General features: G+C 62.1%; 17 protein-coding genes. 16 read left to right on the top strand and 1 reads right to left on the bottom strand.

Annotated elements, in window-relative coordinates:
• The first annotated feature begins 3 nt into the window (after positions 1-3).
• The 15 genes from QN358_RS00085 (at position 4) to QN358_RS00015 (ending at position 11,262) form a co-directional block, all read left to right on the top strand.
• Positions 4-375 (top strand): hypothetical protein, encoded by a 372-nt coding sequence (locus tag QN358_RS00085; RefSeq protein ID WP_323511041.1) that lies wholly within the window; start codon positions 4-6, stop codon positions 373-375.
• A gap of 577 nt (positions 376-952) precedes the next feature.
• Positions 953-1,504, top strand: a complete 552-nt coding sequence (locus QN358_RS00080) for a hypothetical protein (RefSeq protein WP_323511039.1) — start codon at positions 953-955, stop codon at positions 1,502-1,504.
• Positions 1,497-3,212 (top strand): hypothetical protein, encoded by a 1,716-nt coding sequence (locus QN358_RS00075; RefSeq protein ID WP_323511037.1) that lies wholly within the window; start codon positions 1,497-1,499, stop codon positions 3,210-3,212. The genes QN358_RS00080 and QN358_RS00075 overlap by 8 nt, the downstream gene beginning before the upstream one ends.
• A 22-nt stretch (positions 3,213-3,234) precedes the next feature.
• Positions 3,235-4,686, top strand: a complete 1,452-nt coding sequence (locus QN358_RS00070; protein WP_323511034.1) for a phage portal protein — start codon at positions 3,235-3,237, stop codon at positions 4,684-4,686.
• Positions 4,658-5,923 (top strand): hypothetical protein, encoded by a 1,266-nt coding sequence (locus QN358_RS00065; protein ID WP_323511032.1) that lies wholly within the window; start codon positions 4,658-4,660, stop codon positions 5,921-5,923. The genes QN358_RS00070 and QN358_RS00065 overlap by 29 nt, the downstream gene beginning before the upstream one ends.
• 116 nt (positions 5,924-6,039) lie before the next feature.
• Complete coding sequence (locus tag QN358_RS00060) at positions 6,040-6,717, top strand: hypothetical protein (RefSeq protein WP_323511030.1); 678 nt, start codon at positions 6,040-6,042, stop codon at positions 6,715-6,717.
• Positions 6,718-6,744: 27 nt separating this feature from the next.
• Positions 6,745-7,566: a P22 phage major capsid protein family protein gene (locus tag QN358_RS00055; RefSeq protein WP_323511028.1), complete on the top strand. Its 822-nt coding sequence runs from the start codon at positions 6,745-6,747 to the stop codon at positions 7,564-7,566.
• Between the two features lie 3 nt (positions 7,567-7,569).
• Complete coding sequence (locus QN358_RS00050) at positions 7,570-7,812, top strand: head fiber protein (protein WP_323511026.1); 243 nt, start codon at positions 7,570-7,572, stop codon at positions 7,810-7,812.
• Positions 7,813-7,884: 72 nt separating this feature from the next.
• Positions 7,885-8,526, top strand: coding sequence for a hypothetical protein (locus QN358_RS00045; protein WP_323511024.1), 642 nt, complete (start codon positions 7,885-7,887; stop codon positions 8,524-8,526).
• The gene (locus QN358_RS00040; protein WP_323511022.1) at positions 8,523-8,921 is read left to right on the top strand and encodes a DUF6093 family protein; all 399 of its coding nucleotides are present in this window, start codon (positions 8,523-8,525) and stop codon (positions 8,919-8,921) included. The genes QN358_RS00045 and QN358_RS00040 overlap by 4 nt, the downstream gene beginning before the upstream one ends.
• A gap of 2 nt (positions 8,922-8,923) precedes the next feature.
• Positions 8,924-9,334 carry a hypothetical protein gene (locus QN358_RS00035; RefSeq protein ID WP_323511020.1) on the top strand — a complete coding sequence of 137 codons (411 nt, stop codon included), beginning with the start codon at positions 8,924-8,926 and terminating at the stop codon, positions 9,332-9,334.
• Complete coding sequence (locus QN358_RS00030) at positions 9,331-9,753, top strand: hypothetical protein (RefSeq protein WP_323511018.1); 423 nt, start codon at positions 9,331-9,333, stop codon at positions 9,751-9,753. Before QN358_RS00035 ends, QN358_RS00030 begins: the two co-directional genes overlap by 4 nt.
• 79 nt (positions 9,754-9,832) lie before the next feature.
• Positions 9,833-10,321 (top strand): hypothetical protein, encoded by a 489-nt coding sequence (locus QN358_RS00025; protein WP_323511017.1) that lies wholly within the window; start codon positions 9,833-9,835, stop codon positions 10,319-10,321.
• 78 nt (positions 10,322-10,399) lie between these two features.
• Positions 10,400-10,915 (top strand): hypothetical protein, encoded by a 516-nt coding sequence (locus QN358_RS00020; RefSeq protein ID WP_323511015.1) that lies wholly within the window; start codon positions 10,400-10,402, stop codon positions 10,913-10,915.
• Positions 10,916-10,929: 14 nt separating this feature from the next.
• Positions 10,930-11,262 carry a hypothetical protein gene (locus QN358_RS00015; protein WP_323511013.1) on the top strand — a complete coding sequence of 111 codons (333 nt, stop codon included), beginning with the start codon at positions 10,930-10,932 and terminating at the stop codon, positions 11,260-11,262.
• On the opposite strand, the gene QN358_RS00010 is transcribed toward QN358_RS00015, so the two are convergent.
• Positions 11,241-11,480, bottom strand: a complete 240-nt coding sequence (locus QN358_RS00010; protein WP_323511011.1) for a hypothetical protein — start codon at positions 11,478-11,480, stop codon at positions 11,241-11,243. The two genes, QN358_RS00015 and QN358_RS00010, sit on opposite strands and share 22 nt — an antisense overlap.
• 43 nt (positions 11,481-11,523) lie before the next feature.
• On the opposite strand from QN358_RS00010, the gene QN358_RS00005 reads away from it, so the two are divergent.
• Entirely contained in the window at positions 11,524-13,359 is a 1,836-nt protein-coding gene (locus tag QN358_RS00005) for a phage tail tape measure protein (protein ID WP_323511008.1), read from the top strand.
• The last annotated feature ends 54 nt before the right edge of the window (positions 13,360-13,413 follow it).

The raw sequence follows: 13,413 nt of genomic DNA, 5'->3' as shown, positions 1-13,413 counted from the left end.
ACCTTGACGTTCTCATTCACACCCCAGTCGCCCATCGAACTCCTGAAGTCCGCGATCGCCCGCAACGGCAGCGACAGCCAGGAGCTCGCGAACGAGAAGGTCGAACTCGAGCACCGCATCAGCGCGATCGAACGCGACGAAGCGGTACTCACCACCGTGCGCACCGCATACGACGCGGCCCTCGCAACACTGACAGCACCGATCCCCCTCGACGTGCCCGCTGAGACGCCGGATGCGACCGTGACCTCGACCGTCGACGAGACTGCGCTGTCGTTCGTGCCGACCGCTGAACCTATCGCGGACCCCATCATCGAACCCGTCGTAGAGACCCCCGACACGAAGACCACGGCAAAGGCCACCAAGCCCACAGCCTGATGATCGCCGATGATGCAGCAACGCGCGACCAACCCACCGCTATCGAAGGGTGAGCATGCGGGTATGCAGCGTCACAGGGTGCCCCACCATCTACCCCACCGGCGAAGGCTCACGCTGCCACCAACACCGGGTAGATGCTGACAAACGCAGAGGAACCGCAACACAACGCGGATACAACAGCGCCGGGCATCGCAGCTTCCGAAACGAAGTTCTCCAACGTGACCCCATCTGTGTCATCTGCAACGCAGCAGAAGCGAACATCGCAGACCACTGGCCCACATCACGTAAAGAACTAACAGACACAGGACAGAACCCCAACGACCCAACCCACGGTCGCGGACTATGCAAACCGTGTCACGACAAAGCAACAGCAGCCGAACAGCCCGGCGGCTGGCACCAAGCCAACTAACCCGCCCCGAAACAGCCCGGCAAGAGCGCTGAAGGGTGGGGGGTGACCCCAACCAGACCGCCGCCCTGGACCGCCGGGGAGGTGACTAAACCTTGCGGATGGTTCAAAAGTTTCGAAAGTGGCCCGCAACGGGCTGCGATGTGATGCGGCGCAACGCTGCTCGGAGGTATGACCAAAATGGTTTCAGGTGGTGCACGCAATCGATCTGGGCCTCAGGCCGACCCGAAGTCCGAGCGGTCTGACCGCCGCAATCTGGTGCTCAGCGCACTGCCGGCTGGCGGATTCGCTGGCGTCGTTCCCGAGTTCCCTCTGCAGCCGATCGTGCTGTTCATGGAGTACTTCGAAGGATCCGGTACTGAGCGTCGGAAGGTAAAGGAGCGCGACGACGGAGAGACCGAGTCGTTCCGTGAGCGTGAGGCTGACATCTGGGCTGAGGCTTGGACGACTCCGCAGGCGTGTGCTTGGGCTGTGCAGTCGTGGCGTTGGCCGATCATCGGTGAGTACTGCCGGCTGAAAGCTGTTGTGGAGTTCGATCCGAGCGCGTCTGCTGCTCTCGTCGGTCAGCTGCACCGCTACCGGGATCAGATCGGTCTGACCCCGGCGGGGTTGAAGGAGAACGGCTGGGCGATCGCTGTCGATGAGGTTGCGAATCAGCGGGTTCGTGCCGATCCTTCCTCTGTTGAGCCGAAGCGTCGTCTTCGTGCTGTGAGCGATGAGTGAGTTCCTCGTCGACTTCCCCACTCTCGGCGACTTGGCGGATGCGTGGATCACGCGTCATTGCCGTGTGCCGAACGGTTTCACTCGCGGCAAGGCCTTTGAGATGGCTGACTGGCAGTTCTGGTGCACGGCGAATCGGTACCGGATCCGTCCGGAGTCGGTGTTCGTTCATCCGGATGATGTTGGCCCGGAGAACCCGCCGCTTCTGAACCAGGCGTTCGTGTATCGGCAGACGTTGATCGTGGCACCGCAGAAGACCGGCAAGGGGCCGTGGTCTGCGGCGCAGGTCGCTTTTGAGGCGTGCGGGCCGAGCGTGTTCGGCGGGTGGGCTGTCGGCGGCGAGATGTACGTGTGCTCCGATCATGGATGCCCGTGCGGCTGGGGCGATGATGATGACGAAGACGACCCGTATGTGTATGCGGCGGGCGACCCGATCGGGATGCGTCACCCTTCCCCACTGATCCAGATCACCGCGAACTCGGAGGATCAGGCCGACAATATTTACCGGCCGCTTCGCGCGATGATCAAGCTTGGCCCGCTGAGTGCGCTGCTCGCTGTGCGCGAGGGCTTCATCCGCATCCTCTCGGAGAACGGCGACGACGACCTCGACCGCATCGATGTCGTGACCGCATCGGCGAACTCTCGTCTCGGTAACCCGATCTCGGATGCTGAGCAGGACGAGGTTGGGCTGTACACGAAGTCCAACAAGATGATCGATGTTGCGGAGACGCAGCGTCGTGGCGCCGCCGGCATGGGTGGTCGAACGCATGGCACGACGAACGCGTGGGATCCTGCGCTGAACTCGTACGCGCAGCAGACTTACGACTCCGACGCGGATGACTGCTTCATCTTCTACCGCGACCCTGACCTTGTTCTGAAGGGCAAGGACGGGAAGCCTCTCGTGTACGCACGGAAAGCGGACCGGCAGCTCATTCACGAATACGTGTACGCGGGTTCATGGTGGGTGGATCTCGCATCGATCGAGGCTGAGGCCGCCGAGCTGATGAAAACCGACCCCGCCCAGGCGGAACGGTTCTTCGGCAACCGGGTGGTGTCGGGCTCTGGTGTCTGGATGCCTCTGGGCAACTGGGATAGGAAGAAGGTCACCCCGATTGTGGTGGAATTCCGCACGAAGGTTTGTGGCGGCTTCGACGGTTCTGACAACAACGACTGGACGGGCATCCGTCTCGAGACGCTGAGTCAGTACCAGTTCACGCCAACGTACGACGTTGGCGGCGAGAAGCGGCCCACGCTGTGGGATCCGAAGCAGTGGGGCGGCCGTATTCCCCGCTCTGAGGTGATGACAGCGTTTGAGTGGCTCGAAGCGAACTACCAGATCGTGCGTTTCTATATGGACCCGCAGTTCTGGGAGACCGAGGCCGACATGCTCGGCGCGAAGTTCGGCGAGAAGAAGTACATCAAGTGGCCAACGAACCAGGTCGGCCGGATGCACGGGGCGCTCGAGCGGATTCGCACGGACGTGTCGAATGTGGACTCGCTGTTCACGCACGACGGTGACGAGCAGGTGGCGAAGCACGTGAAGAACGCTGTCACGCGGGCGCGCCCGGGTGACAAGTACATCATCGGCAAGCCTGACGAGCACCGAAAGATCGACCAAGCCATGTCTGGCACTCTCGCGCACGAAGCGACGTTGGACGCGATCGCCGATGGCGAGACCGAGTTCGACGAATCGAACGACGTTTACTACTGACCCACCCGAATTGGAGGCGCTCTTGGATGCCGAGGAAGCCCTCAAATTGGTCATCAGGATCCACACGAGGCTGAATGCACGACGCCCGGAGATCGATAACCGGGAGCGGTACTTCCACGGCGAGCAGCCGCTGAGTTTTGCGACAGCGGAGTGGAAGCGTGCGAACGCCGCCCGCTACGACGGATTCTCCGACAACTGGTGCGGACCGGTCGTGAACGCTGAGGCTGAGCGGATCAAGTACACCGGCATCAAGATCAACGGTGAGGCGACCGCGGCGAAGGCCTTGCACGAGGAGTGGTTGCGGAACGAGCTCGACATGCAGTCGTCGATGGGGTTCGTGACCACGCTGGCGACGAGTCGGTCTTTCGTGATCGTGTGGGGCGATTCGGACAACAATCCGATCGTGACGTGGGAGCACCCGTCGCAGGTGGAGATTGAGTACGACTTCGTGAACCCTCGGCTCCGGCGTGCAGCGCTAAAGACGTGGATGGATGACGAGAAGGAGTACGCAACCCTTTACACGCCGACCTGGTTATTCAAGTACGAGCGGAAGCGCGCCGTTACCCGCAACGACCGGCAGTCGCAGGCGAAGCAGAACCGCCCCGGTTACGAGGGCGACTGGGGGTGGATGCCCCGCGAGATCCCGGCTGAGCCGTGGCCGGCAGTGAACCCTATGGGGATTGTGAACGTGGTCGAGTTCCAGAACCGGCCGACTCTGCTCGGCGACCCTGTTTCGGAGATTCAGGGCGTCATGCCAATGCAGGACGCCATCAACCTTCTCTGGGCGTACCTGTTCCTCTCTGCCGACTACGCCTCGATGCCTGCACGGGTGGTGCTGGCGTCGAAGCCGCCGATGATTCCCATTCTTGACTCTGAGGGAAAGAGGATCGGCGAGAAGCCGGCCGATATCAAGGATCTCGCCGAAAAGCGTCTTCTATACCTGTCGGGCGAGTCCGCGAAGATCGATTCGTGGCCCGCCGCGGCGCTCGACGTGTTCACGGACACCATCGAGATCGCTGTGGGCCACATCGCCGCTCAGACGCGCACACCGCCGACGTATCTGGTGACCAATAAGGGCATCTCGAACGTGAACGGTGACGGGCTGAAGGCGTCGGAGATTGGGCTCAACAAGAAGGTTCTGGAGTTCCAGACCTTCACGAACCCGGCGATGCGTGAGCTATTCCGGCTCATCGCGCTCGCGAAGGGTGACCAGGCGCTCGCCGAGCAGGCGCGTCTCGCTGTTCCTACGTGGATGAACCCGGAGATCCGCTCGGAGGCCCAACTGGCTGATGCCCTTCTGAAGAAGAAGCAGCTCGGCTACCCACTCGAGTACCTGATGGAGATCGACGGCCTCGACCCGCTCGAGATCGAGAGGGTCATGGCGATGGTTGAGCAGGAAGCGGTTGACCCGCAGATCACGGCGGCGACGAGGGGACTGGCTCAGCTTGGTTCAGTACCCGCAGTCGTCGCTTGATTACTACCAGCAGCAACAGTCCATCGCCGGCGCCACGGCTGCATCGATAGGCAAGCTGTGGCGCCAGATGGGCAGCGACTTCGACCCGTCGTGGAAGAGTCTTCGCCCGCAGATCGCCGACGTGCTCCGTGTCGGGCGGCTGGCAGCGGTCGCTACCTCGGCGGCGTACCTGCCTGCCGTGCTCGCCGAGACTGGGCAGTCCGCTCCTACCGCGAACGCGATCATTCCCGAGGCGTTCGTGGAGTTCACCCCCGCCGGCGGACTCGTGAACGACTTGCTTGACACGTCGGTCACGAAAGCGAAGGTCGCGGTCGGGAGCGGGCGCGACACGCAGTCGGCTCTCGCCCAGGCGGGCAGGTGGCTGACCGGAACGACGCTCACGATCCTCGCCGACACTGGCCGGAGCGTGGCGCAGGCCGACATGGGCGCACGCCCAGCTATCTCAGGCTACGTGCGGATGCTGAACGCGCCTTCGTGCTCGCGTTGCATCATCTTGGCGGGCAAATGGTTCAGGTGGAACTCGGGCTTTCTCCGCCACCCACGCTGCGACTGCCGCCATATCCCCGCATCTGAGGACACGTCCGGCGACCTGCGCACTGACCCGTACGCATACTTCCACTCGCTGTCGAACGATGACCAGACGAAACTCTTTGGTCGCATCGAAGCTCGGTCTATCCGGGACGGCGGCGACATCTACCGTGTCGAGAACCTGCGGGCCCGCGGACTGGGCACCGTGAAATCGAATGCGCAGTACGGTACCCCGCACAAGATGTCGATCGACGACATCTACCGCACCGCCGGAACACGCACGAACGCGGTGAAGATGATGGAACAGAACGGTTACATCACCGGCCCGCAAATTCGTGGTGGCAACATCATCGGCACGGGACCCGCAGCGCAAGGCTTCGGCCAGCTCGGCAAAGGCGGGAAGGCGCGCGCGGCATCGAACGCAGTGCTCGATGCCAACGCGACCGGGATTCGTGACCCGCTGAACCGTTACACGATGACGGCGGCCGAGCGCCGGCTGTTCGATTCCAAGGCCCGCCTCGACATCGCGAACACGGGCATTTTGCCGCGGTCGATCGGTGAGAACTCGGCTGACAAGTACTCGAAGCCGCAGCTGATCACGCCTCTGCAGCGTCAGCTGATTCAGGATCAATACGACCTGCAACTTGCGAAGGTCGCAGACTCCCCCGCATCAGTCCAGCGGCTCGCAAGAGCCATGGGCGTCTTCTAACTCCGCACATCAGGCGTCTCCCCGCGAGGCGCCTTTTTTGTGCTCAAAACTTCCCGCTCCTTTCGGGCGGAAGAACGTCGCGCAACGCGGCAGCACACCTCAAAGGAGCAACAGGCATGTCCGTAGCAAATATTCAGGGCACTGAAACCGAAGCCGACAAGGCCGCACTGGCCGCCGCGGCAGCGGAAGAAGCCGCCAAAGAGGCAGAGAACGAAAACGAAGAGATCGACGACGAAGGCGAAGGCGAATCCGCTCTCGCCGACGCAGGTAAGCAGGCTCTCGACCGCATGAAGGTGGCGCGCAACGCGGCACGTGAAGACGCGCGAGAAGCGAAAGCCGAACTCGAGAAGCTTCGAGCCGCGGCCGCGGCGAAGGACCTCCCCGCTGAACAGGCTGCGCTTGACGCGGCCCGGCGTGAGGGTGCAAGCGAGGCGACCAACGCGCTGAACACTCGGCTGGTCAAGAGCGAACTCAAGGCTGCGGCCAAGGGCAAGCTCGCCGACCCGTCTGACGCGCACCTGTACATCGATCTCAAGGAACTCTCTGTCGACGCGAACGGCGATGTCGATTCAGACGCGCTCGACGAAGCCATCGATGACCTCATCGCACGCAAGCCACATCTCGCTGCTGCTCCGGTGCGTCGATTCGACGCCACCGCCGACCAGGGCGCGAAGGGCAAGGAGACGAAGGTCACCCAGCTCACCGAGTCGCAGTACACCGCACTGCCCGCCGCCGAGCGCGCGAAAGCACGCGCGGATGGGCGGATCAACAACCTCATGGGCATCTCCGCCTAACCAACCAGATAAGGAGCTGTGGTCCACATGACTGTAGCGAACTTCATTCCGTCCGTATGGTCGGATCAGACCATCGATCGGTGGGTCGCGGAAGTTGTCTTTCCGACCCTCGTTTCACGCAAGTACGAGGGCATTGCCGCTAAAGGCAATGTCGTCAAGCTGACCGGTGTCGTCGCCCCCGACATCACCGACTACAAGGCCGCCGGCCGTGTCACCTCTGCGCAGAACATCGGTGATACCGGTGTAGACCTGCTCATCAATCAGGAGAAGTCGTTCGACTTCAAGATCGACGACATCGATGCCACCCAGGCTGCCGGTTCGTTCGGCGACTGGACGAACGCTGCCGGCGACGCGCTCGCGACCGACTCGGACGCGTTCATTGGTGGGCTCCTCATCACCAACGGCACGGCTCTCGCTGGTTCGCCTGCGACGCCGACCTCGGGCGATGCCGCGTGGAACCTGCTCGTCTCGGCGCGCAAGCAGCTGCAGAAGGCCAAGGTGCCCGCGGCCAACCGCGTGGTTGGCATCAACGCCGAGTTCGAGGCCCTGCTTCTGCAGGCGAACTCGAAGCTCACGGCTTTCGACACCTCGGGTGACAACAACGGTCTCCGCGAGGCGACCATCGGCAAGATCCTCGGCATGCGCATCGTGTCGGCCGCGAACCTGCCTGTCGTCAACTACCCGCAGTTCGTCGCGTTCCACCAGAACGCCGCGGCCTACGTGTCGCAGCTCGACAAGGTGGAAGCCCTGCGCGCGAACGACTCCTTCGCGGACCGCTACCGTGGTCTGCACGTCTACGGCGGCAAGGTCATCAAGCCGACCGGTGTCGTCTACTACACGGGTTCCTGACCCGTGGCGACGTACACGCCTGGCGTCTGGGCGAACGGCGAACGGGTCAAACCCACTCCGGCCCAGATGCAGAACCTCGAAGCGGGCGTCGTCGGCGGTAACGCGGCGGCGACCGCGGGTACGGCAGGCCAGGTCAAGAAGGCTGCTCTTGTCGCCCCGGCGACCGTTGCTGCTGATGGCACTTCGGCTGGCACACAGCTGAACGCGCTGATCGTCTCGCTGCGCACCGCGGGCATCATCACCTGACCCACAACAACCCGTTGGGCGGCATCGCTTCGGTGGTGCCGTCCAACGACCCACAACGTCCAAGGGGGCATCGTGCAGGCATTCGCGACGTACACAGATCTCGGCACCATGCTGAACCGCACGTTCAATACTGACGAGCAAGCATGGATCACGAGCCTGCTTGAGGCAGCATCCGCGTATCTCCGTGAAGACGTCATCGGGCAGAACGTCTTTCCGCAGTCTCAGGTCACCTATGAAGCGCAGCCCGACGGCGGCACTGTCGAGATTCCAGCCAAGCCGCTGATCTCCGTCGACAGCGTCCGGCGCGCCGGCATCGACGTACCGTACACGCGCCGCGACATGGTGCTCAGCATCGACCCGTACAACCGCTTCTACTCAACCAACACTGACGATTTCAGCGCCGAAACATTCGTCTCCCAAGGCTACAGGCTCACCCACGACGACCCCGTGACCGTGACCTTCACATATGGTTACGCGCTCGCGCCTGAAGGTCTCAAACGATGGGCCTGTGTGCTCGTCTCACAAACTCTGATCCCTCTCGAACTCAAGCTCGGGCTCACTGCCGGCGGGCTCTCGTCAGTCGCTATTGACGACTTCAAGGCCGCATGGGCTGACGCCGGCGACATGTCCGGCATGGCCCTGAGCGACCGCAATATCCTGAGCCTGCAGAACCAGTACGGGGCGAGCGGTGTCTACTCGCAGATGACCCGATGAGCATCGCATCTGGCGCAACTCTCTTCGGGCGCACGGTCGCCGAGTCACTGATGTCTGCCCAGTGCGCGGTGACCCGGGAAACTCTTGGCCCGATCGATGAGTCAACGGGGCTGTATCCGAAGGTCTTGACGACGATGTACGAGGGGCCGTGCCGATTCAGGTTCGTCTCCCCCATCGTTCGAGAAGCTGACGTGCAAGGCCAGTCGTTGGCCCGTCAGGAGGGCGTGCTGTCTCTACCGATTTCCGGCACCGGCAGAATACTGCCCGACGATGTCGCGACGATCACCGCGAATCCTCTTGACCCCGAGTCCGTTGGGGTGCACATGGTCATCCGGGGCGGGCATGTTCAGTCATTCTCAACCGCCCGCCGCTTCCCCGTCGAGATTGTGAGCTGACTATGGCTGACGGCGTATCGTTCGATTTCTCTCAGATCGACAGCCTCGCAACGGCTCTCGATGCAACGGCCCCCGTCTCGCGGCGAAACATTCGTGCCGCACTGAACACCACTTCGCTGAAAATCAAACGGACTTGGCAGGGTAAAGCGCAGGGCTCCCCCACCCTGGGCGGCATCGCCCGGGCGATCAACTACGACATCACGTCAGAGAGTTCCCCCCAGGCACCGATCAGCTCTGAGATTGGCATTGAGGTAGGAAAGGCGCAGGGTTCGCTTGGTTTCATCTCCGAGTACGGCTCGCCAACCAGCCCGCCAAAGGGTTACGGGTTGGCGTCGTTGAACGAGAACGAGGCCGATTTTCAGCGCGGCATCGAGATTGCCATTGATCAAGCGCTGAACGGTCTTGGCTCGTGAGCCGCACGCACACGGCGTGGCTGAAAGCGCAAGTCGAGACCATCCCAGCGCTTGCGTCTAAGACGTTCGTTGGCATCATCCCTGAGCAGATGAAGGTTGCTCCGCCGTACGTGGTGATTCATCCTTCGAGCGGCACGAATACGGCTACGCGTGCGAGCTCTGGAAGATTCACGAAGAACCCACGATGGATAATCCACTCGGTCGGGGTGACCGCTGATCAGGCGGCGCTAATCGGCGAGAAGGTCGGCGAGGTGCTTGTGCCTGGCGGCGTGGGTGTGGGTGTCACCCCGGTCATCTCAGGAGAGCTTCCCGACCCGATCTGGTGGAACTCACCGGCTGCAATTCAGGTCGACAAGGAACTCGTACCGTGGGTCATCTTCCATGTTGCCGAATGCGGTTTCTCAAGCTACCCGGCCTAATTTTTCACCGCGCTACCTGTGCGGTGAGCCCTTCCGGGGCATCTGTAATCAGCGGGATTACGAGTAAAGGAGTCGACCGATGGTTGACGTTATTGAAATTCCAGCCCCGGCAGTAGACGTGCTGGGCAACCTGACCGTTGTTTGGGTCGCTGGCGCAGTGCCTGCCACGATCACTGCTGCTGCCGTGAAGGCTGGCAAGCGGGTCACGTACTCGTTCATCCCTGGCGGGTGGGCACCAGACCAGACGCAGGACATCGTGAAGGACCCGCGGAAGTCGCTTCCGCAGGACCTCGAATCGCTCGGCAAGATCAACGCGAGCCTGAAGATGCAGTACGTGGACTCGGCTGACCCGAACTCGGCCGCTGTTTTGCTCACCGCCTACTCTCCCGGCTGGTTCTTCGAACGTCGCAGCGTGTCGAACCCGACCGACTTCGCTGCCGCACAGACAGGCCGCGTCATCGCTGGCACCCTCGGCATCCAGTCGCCGCTGAATGGCGACGACGGCAAGTTCGGCATCGAGCAGTCGATGGCGCTGGGTTCGGTCATTCGCACCGTAACCCTCACGTAATAAGCCCCGGCCGGGTGTCTCCCGCTGAGCATCCGGCCGGCTCAACCCATCAGCGGAAATATCAGCGGAGGAAACAGAATGCTCAGTCACAAAGAAAAGGTTGCCAAAGCCAAGAAGGCTCGTCGCAACTTCAAGATTGTCGTCGTCGCGATGGACTCCGACGCGACCGATGAACGCGACGCTCTCATGGCCGAGATAGCGGCGGCCGACAGCGACAAGCGGGCTGGCATGGCCAGTGGCGTCGCGGCGCGAGCCAGCCTCGCGAAGTTAGATGCTGCAGAAGTCGAATCGTTGGTGACTGTGAAGATCTACCGTTCCGACCCGAGTTTCTGGGCACGTCTTTCAGCTCAGGTCGGTTACAGCACTGAGTCAACACTCAAGGCCGCGATCATGGTTGACGCCCGCATCCTCGAGGGCACCGACGAACTCGTTCAGACGACAGACGAGTGGGAAGAGTTCTTCTCGACGCTGGCGCCCTCGTCGTACTCGCTGCTCACGCAGGCCTCCTACATGCTCAACGAGACGGAGCCGACGGAGCGCATCGAACGCCTAAAAAAAGTCTTGGAGTCGACGGGAGACTCCGCGCCGAGCTAGCACTGTGCATTGTCATGGGAATTCCGCACTCTCAGTTGCAGCAGTGGGATGAAGACGACATCGAACTGATGCTCGCACACCAGCTGCGCGAAGAAGGTCTCGGTACCCACGGCTTTCCATTCGCCGAAGCGACGAACCCTGACGCGGACCCCACCAAGTACACGGGTGGCTACCGATATGTGGCTGACGAGGTCCGAACGGATTGGGCCGATAAAGCACGCCTCGATGCAGTCGACGCCTATCGGGCATCACATGGCGAAAAAGCGAACCTCAACGGCAAGGTGTTCCCGGTCAGGCGCGTCGATTACACCCCTGTGGCGGAAGGTCAGTCGCTCGAGGGCCGCTGATACTTGCCGCGCGCGATGAGCCCGCGCACAAGCAAGAAGACGCCCAGCCCACCAAAAAGCAATACGCTCGTCAGCCCGCCGGCGATTGTTGCGCCTTCCCCTGTCGCCACTGCGAACGGCAGCCGGAACACACCCCATACACCGAGCAAGCAGAATACTGCGCCCGCGATGATCCGTACGGTTCCGTCGCCGGCAACCTTTGCATCCCCTGTTGTCATGCGTCAAACCATATAGCTGAATACGTACTCCCTGGAGGTTTTGATGACCGATAGGACAGTGCGAGTAACCCTTGCGGCGCAGGTCAGTAACTATGTGCAGGGTATGGAGCGGGCAGCTCAGGCAACTCGTGACACGGGTAGTGCTGCTGAGCAGCTCGCGCAGCGTGGCGACGCGATCAAGGAATTGTCGTCGACGGCCGGGCCGCTTCTCATTGGCCTGGGCGCGGCAGCGGCGGCGGGTGTTGGCCTCGCGGTGTCGAAGTTTGCTGAGTTCGATCAGGCGATGTCCGAGGTTCAGGCGTCCACGCACGAGTCCGCTTCGAACATGAACTTGCTGCGATCGGCCGCTATCAAAGCGGGCGCCGACACGGTGTTCTCGGCGAAGGAAGCTGCAGACGCCGAGAACGAGCTGGCCAAGGCTGGCGTTTCAACCGCCGACATTCTTGGCGGCGCACTAACGGGCGCGATGTCTCTCGCCTCGGCTGGTGGTCTCGGTGTCGCTGATGCTGCGGAGCTCGCAGCTACGGCGATGACGCAGTTCAAGCTCGCTGGCACCGACGTACCGCATATAGCTGACCTTCTGGCTGCCGGTGCGGGCAAGGCGCAGGGCTCAGTTGATGACCTCGGTCAGGCACTGAAGCAGGGTGGCCTTGTCGCATCTCAGGCAGGCCAGTCGATCGAGCAGACCACGGGTACGCTTGCGGCTTTCGCATCTGCGGGCCTCGTCGGTTCCGACGCGGGCACCTCGCTGAAGACCATGCTGCTGGCGCTCGAGAACCCCTCGACCAAGGCTGCGGGCGTGATGTCGCAGTACGGCATCAGCGTGTACGACGCGCAGGGCAAAATGCTTGGATTCTCGGGCATCGCAGACCAGTTGAAGACAAAGCTCGGCGGCCTCACCGAGGAGCAGCGGAACTCCGCTCTAGCGACGATCTTCGGGTCGGACGCTGTCCGCTCAGCATCAGTCCTCTACGACCAGGGCGCAGCGGGCATCGAGGACTGGACCAATAAGGTCAACGACTCTGGGTTCGCAGCCGAAACCGCCCGTATCAAGCTCGACAATCTCAGGGGCGACCTTGAATTTCTGTCTGGCTCGATCGACACCGCACTCATTCAGACAGGGTCGTCGGCGAACGAAACCCTACGCGCACTGGTACAAGGCCTCACGAACGTAGTTGACACCGTGGGCAATCTGCCGGCACCGGTGCTCGCGGCGGGGCTGATTTTCGGTGTCCTTCTGGCTGCCGTTGGTTTGCTCGGTGGCGGCTTCATTGCTCTAATTCCCAAGATCGCAGCCACGAAGCTGGCGATGCAGGAGCTGAGCCTGAGCGGCAAGTCCGTTGCCATCGGCTTCGGCAAGGGCGGCGGCGTCCTTCTCGCGGTGACTGCCCTCATCAGTGGTTTTGCTGGTCTCGGCGCTCAGGGACAGTTGACCGCAGATCAGCTCGCCGCTGTGAATGTTTCACTGGACAACTTGAAGCTCAAGAACATTGACGATCTGTTCCCGAAGTCGGGCGTCTCGATCGACGCGACATCGGGCGCACTTGCGTCGCTGAAAGAGATCTCTGGCGGTTTCGGAGACGAAACCCGCTCGGGGTTCGTGAAGTGGGTCGACGGTGCGAGCTTCGGCATGTCGCACCTCTCTGACGTGTACAAGACGAACGAGGCCACGTTTAAACAGATCGGGACGTCGTTCGGCGATCTGGCAAAGACGGATTACTCGTCTGCGTCGAAGCAGTTCGCTGACTTGGTAACGAAGCTCGGCGGCGGCGAGGACACGGTCAAACGTCTCCTTGAGGTGATGCCTGAGTACAAGGCTTCACTGGTCGAGTTGGCCGGCGCCCAGGGCGTCGCTGGGGTCTGCTGCACGGATAGGTGACATCTGAGTTGGCTTGCCCGGAGGGCGGGCTGGAAGGATGTTGTTGTGCCTAAG

The organism is Subtercola sp. RTI3 (genome assembly GCF_035018625.1).
In the GTDB taxonomy this organism is placed as follows: Bacteria; Actinomycetota; Actinomycetes; order Actinomycetales; family Microbacteriaceae; genus Subtercola; species Subtercola vilae.
Note: the sequence above shows the minus strand (reverse complement) of the source record. Positions and strands in the feature narration are given on the sequence as shown.

What these genes read in the sequence shown, in the direction of transcription:
- QN358_RS00080 (WP_323511039.1), top strand. Translation starts at nt 953, where the DNA reads ATGACCAAAATGGTTTCAGGTGGTGCACGCAATCGATCTGGGCCTCAG.
- QN358_RS00075 (WP_323511037.1), top strand. Translation starts at nt 1,497, where the DNA reads ATGAGTGAGTTCCTCGTCGACTTCCCCACTCTCGGCGACTTGGCGGAT.
- QN358_RS00060 (WP_323511030.1), top strand. Translation starts at nt 6,040, where the DNA reads ATGTCCGTAGCAAATATTCAGGGCACTGAAACCGAAGCCGACAAGGCC.
- QN358_RS00055 (WP_323511028.1), top strand. Translation starts at nt 6,745, where the DNA reads ATGACTGTAGCGAACTTCATTCCGTCCGTATGGTCGGATCAGACCATC.
- QN358_RS00040 (WP_323511022.1), top strand. Translation starts at nt 8,523, where the DNA reads ATGAGCATCGCATCTGGCGCAACTCTCTTCGGGCGCACGGTCGCCGAG.
- QN358_RS00035 (WP_323511020.1), top strand. Translation starts at nt 8,924, where the DNA reads ATGGCTGACGGCGTATCGTTCGATTTCTCTCAGATCGACAGCCTCGCA.
- QN358_RS00025 (WP_323511017.1), top strand. Translation starts at nt 9,833, where the DNA reads ATGGTTGACGTTATTGAAATTCCAGCCCCGGCAGTAGACGTGCTGGGC.
- QN358_RS00020 (WP_323511015.1), top strand. Translation starts at nt 10,400, where the DNA reads ATGCTCAGTCACAAAGAAAAGGTTGCCAAAGCCAAGAAGGCTCGTCGC.
- QN358_RS00015 (WP_323511013.1), top strand. Translation starts at nt 10,930, where the DNA reads ATGGGAATTCCGCACTCTCAGTTGCAGCAGTGGGATGAAGACGACATC.
- QN358_RS00010 (WP_323511011.1), bottom strand. Translation starts at nt 11,480, where the DNA reads ATGACAACAGGGGATGCAAAGGTTGCCGGCGACGGAACCGTACGGATC.
- QN358_RS00005 (WP_323511008.1), top strand. Translation starts at nt 11,524, where the DNA reads ATGACCGATAGGACAGTGCGAGTAACCCTTGCGGCGCAGGTCAGTAAC.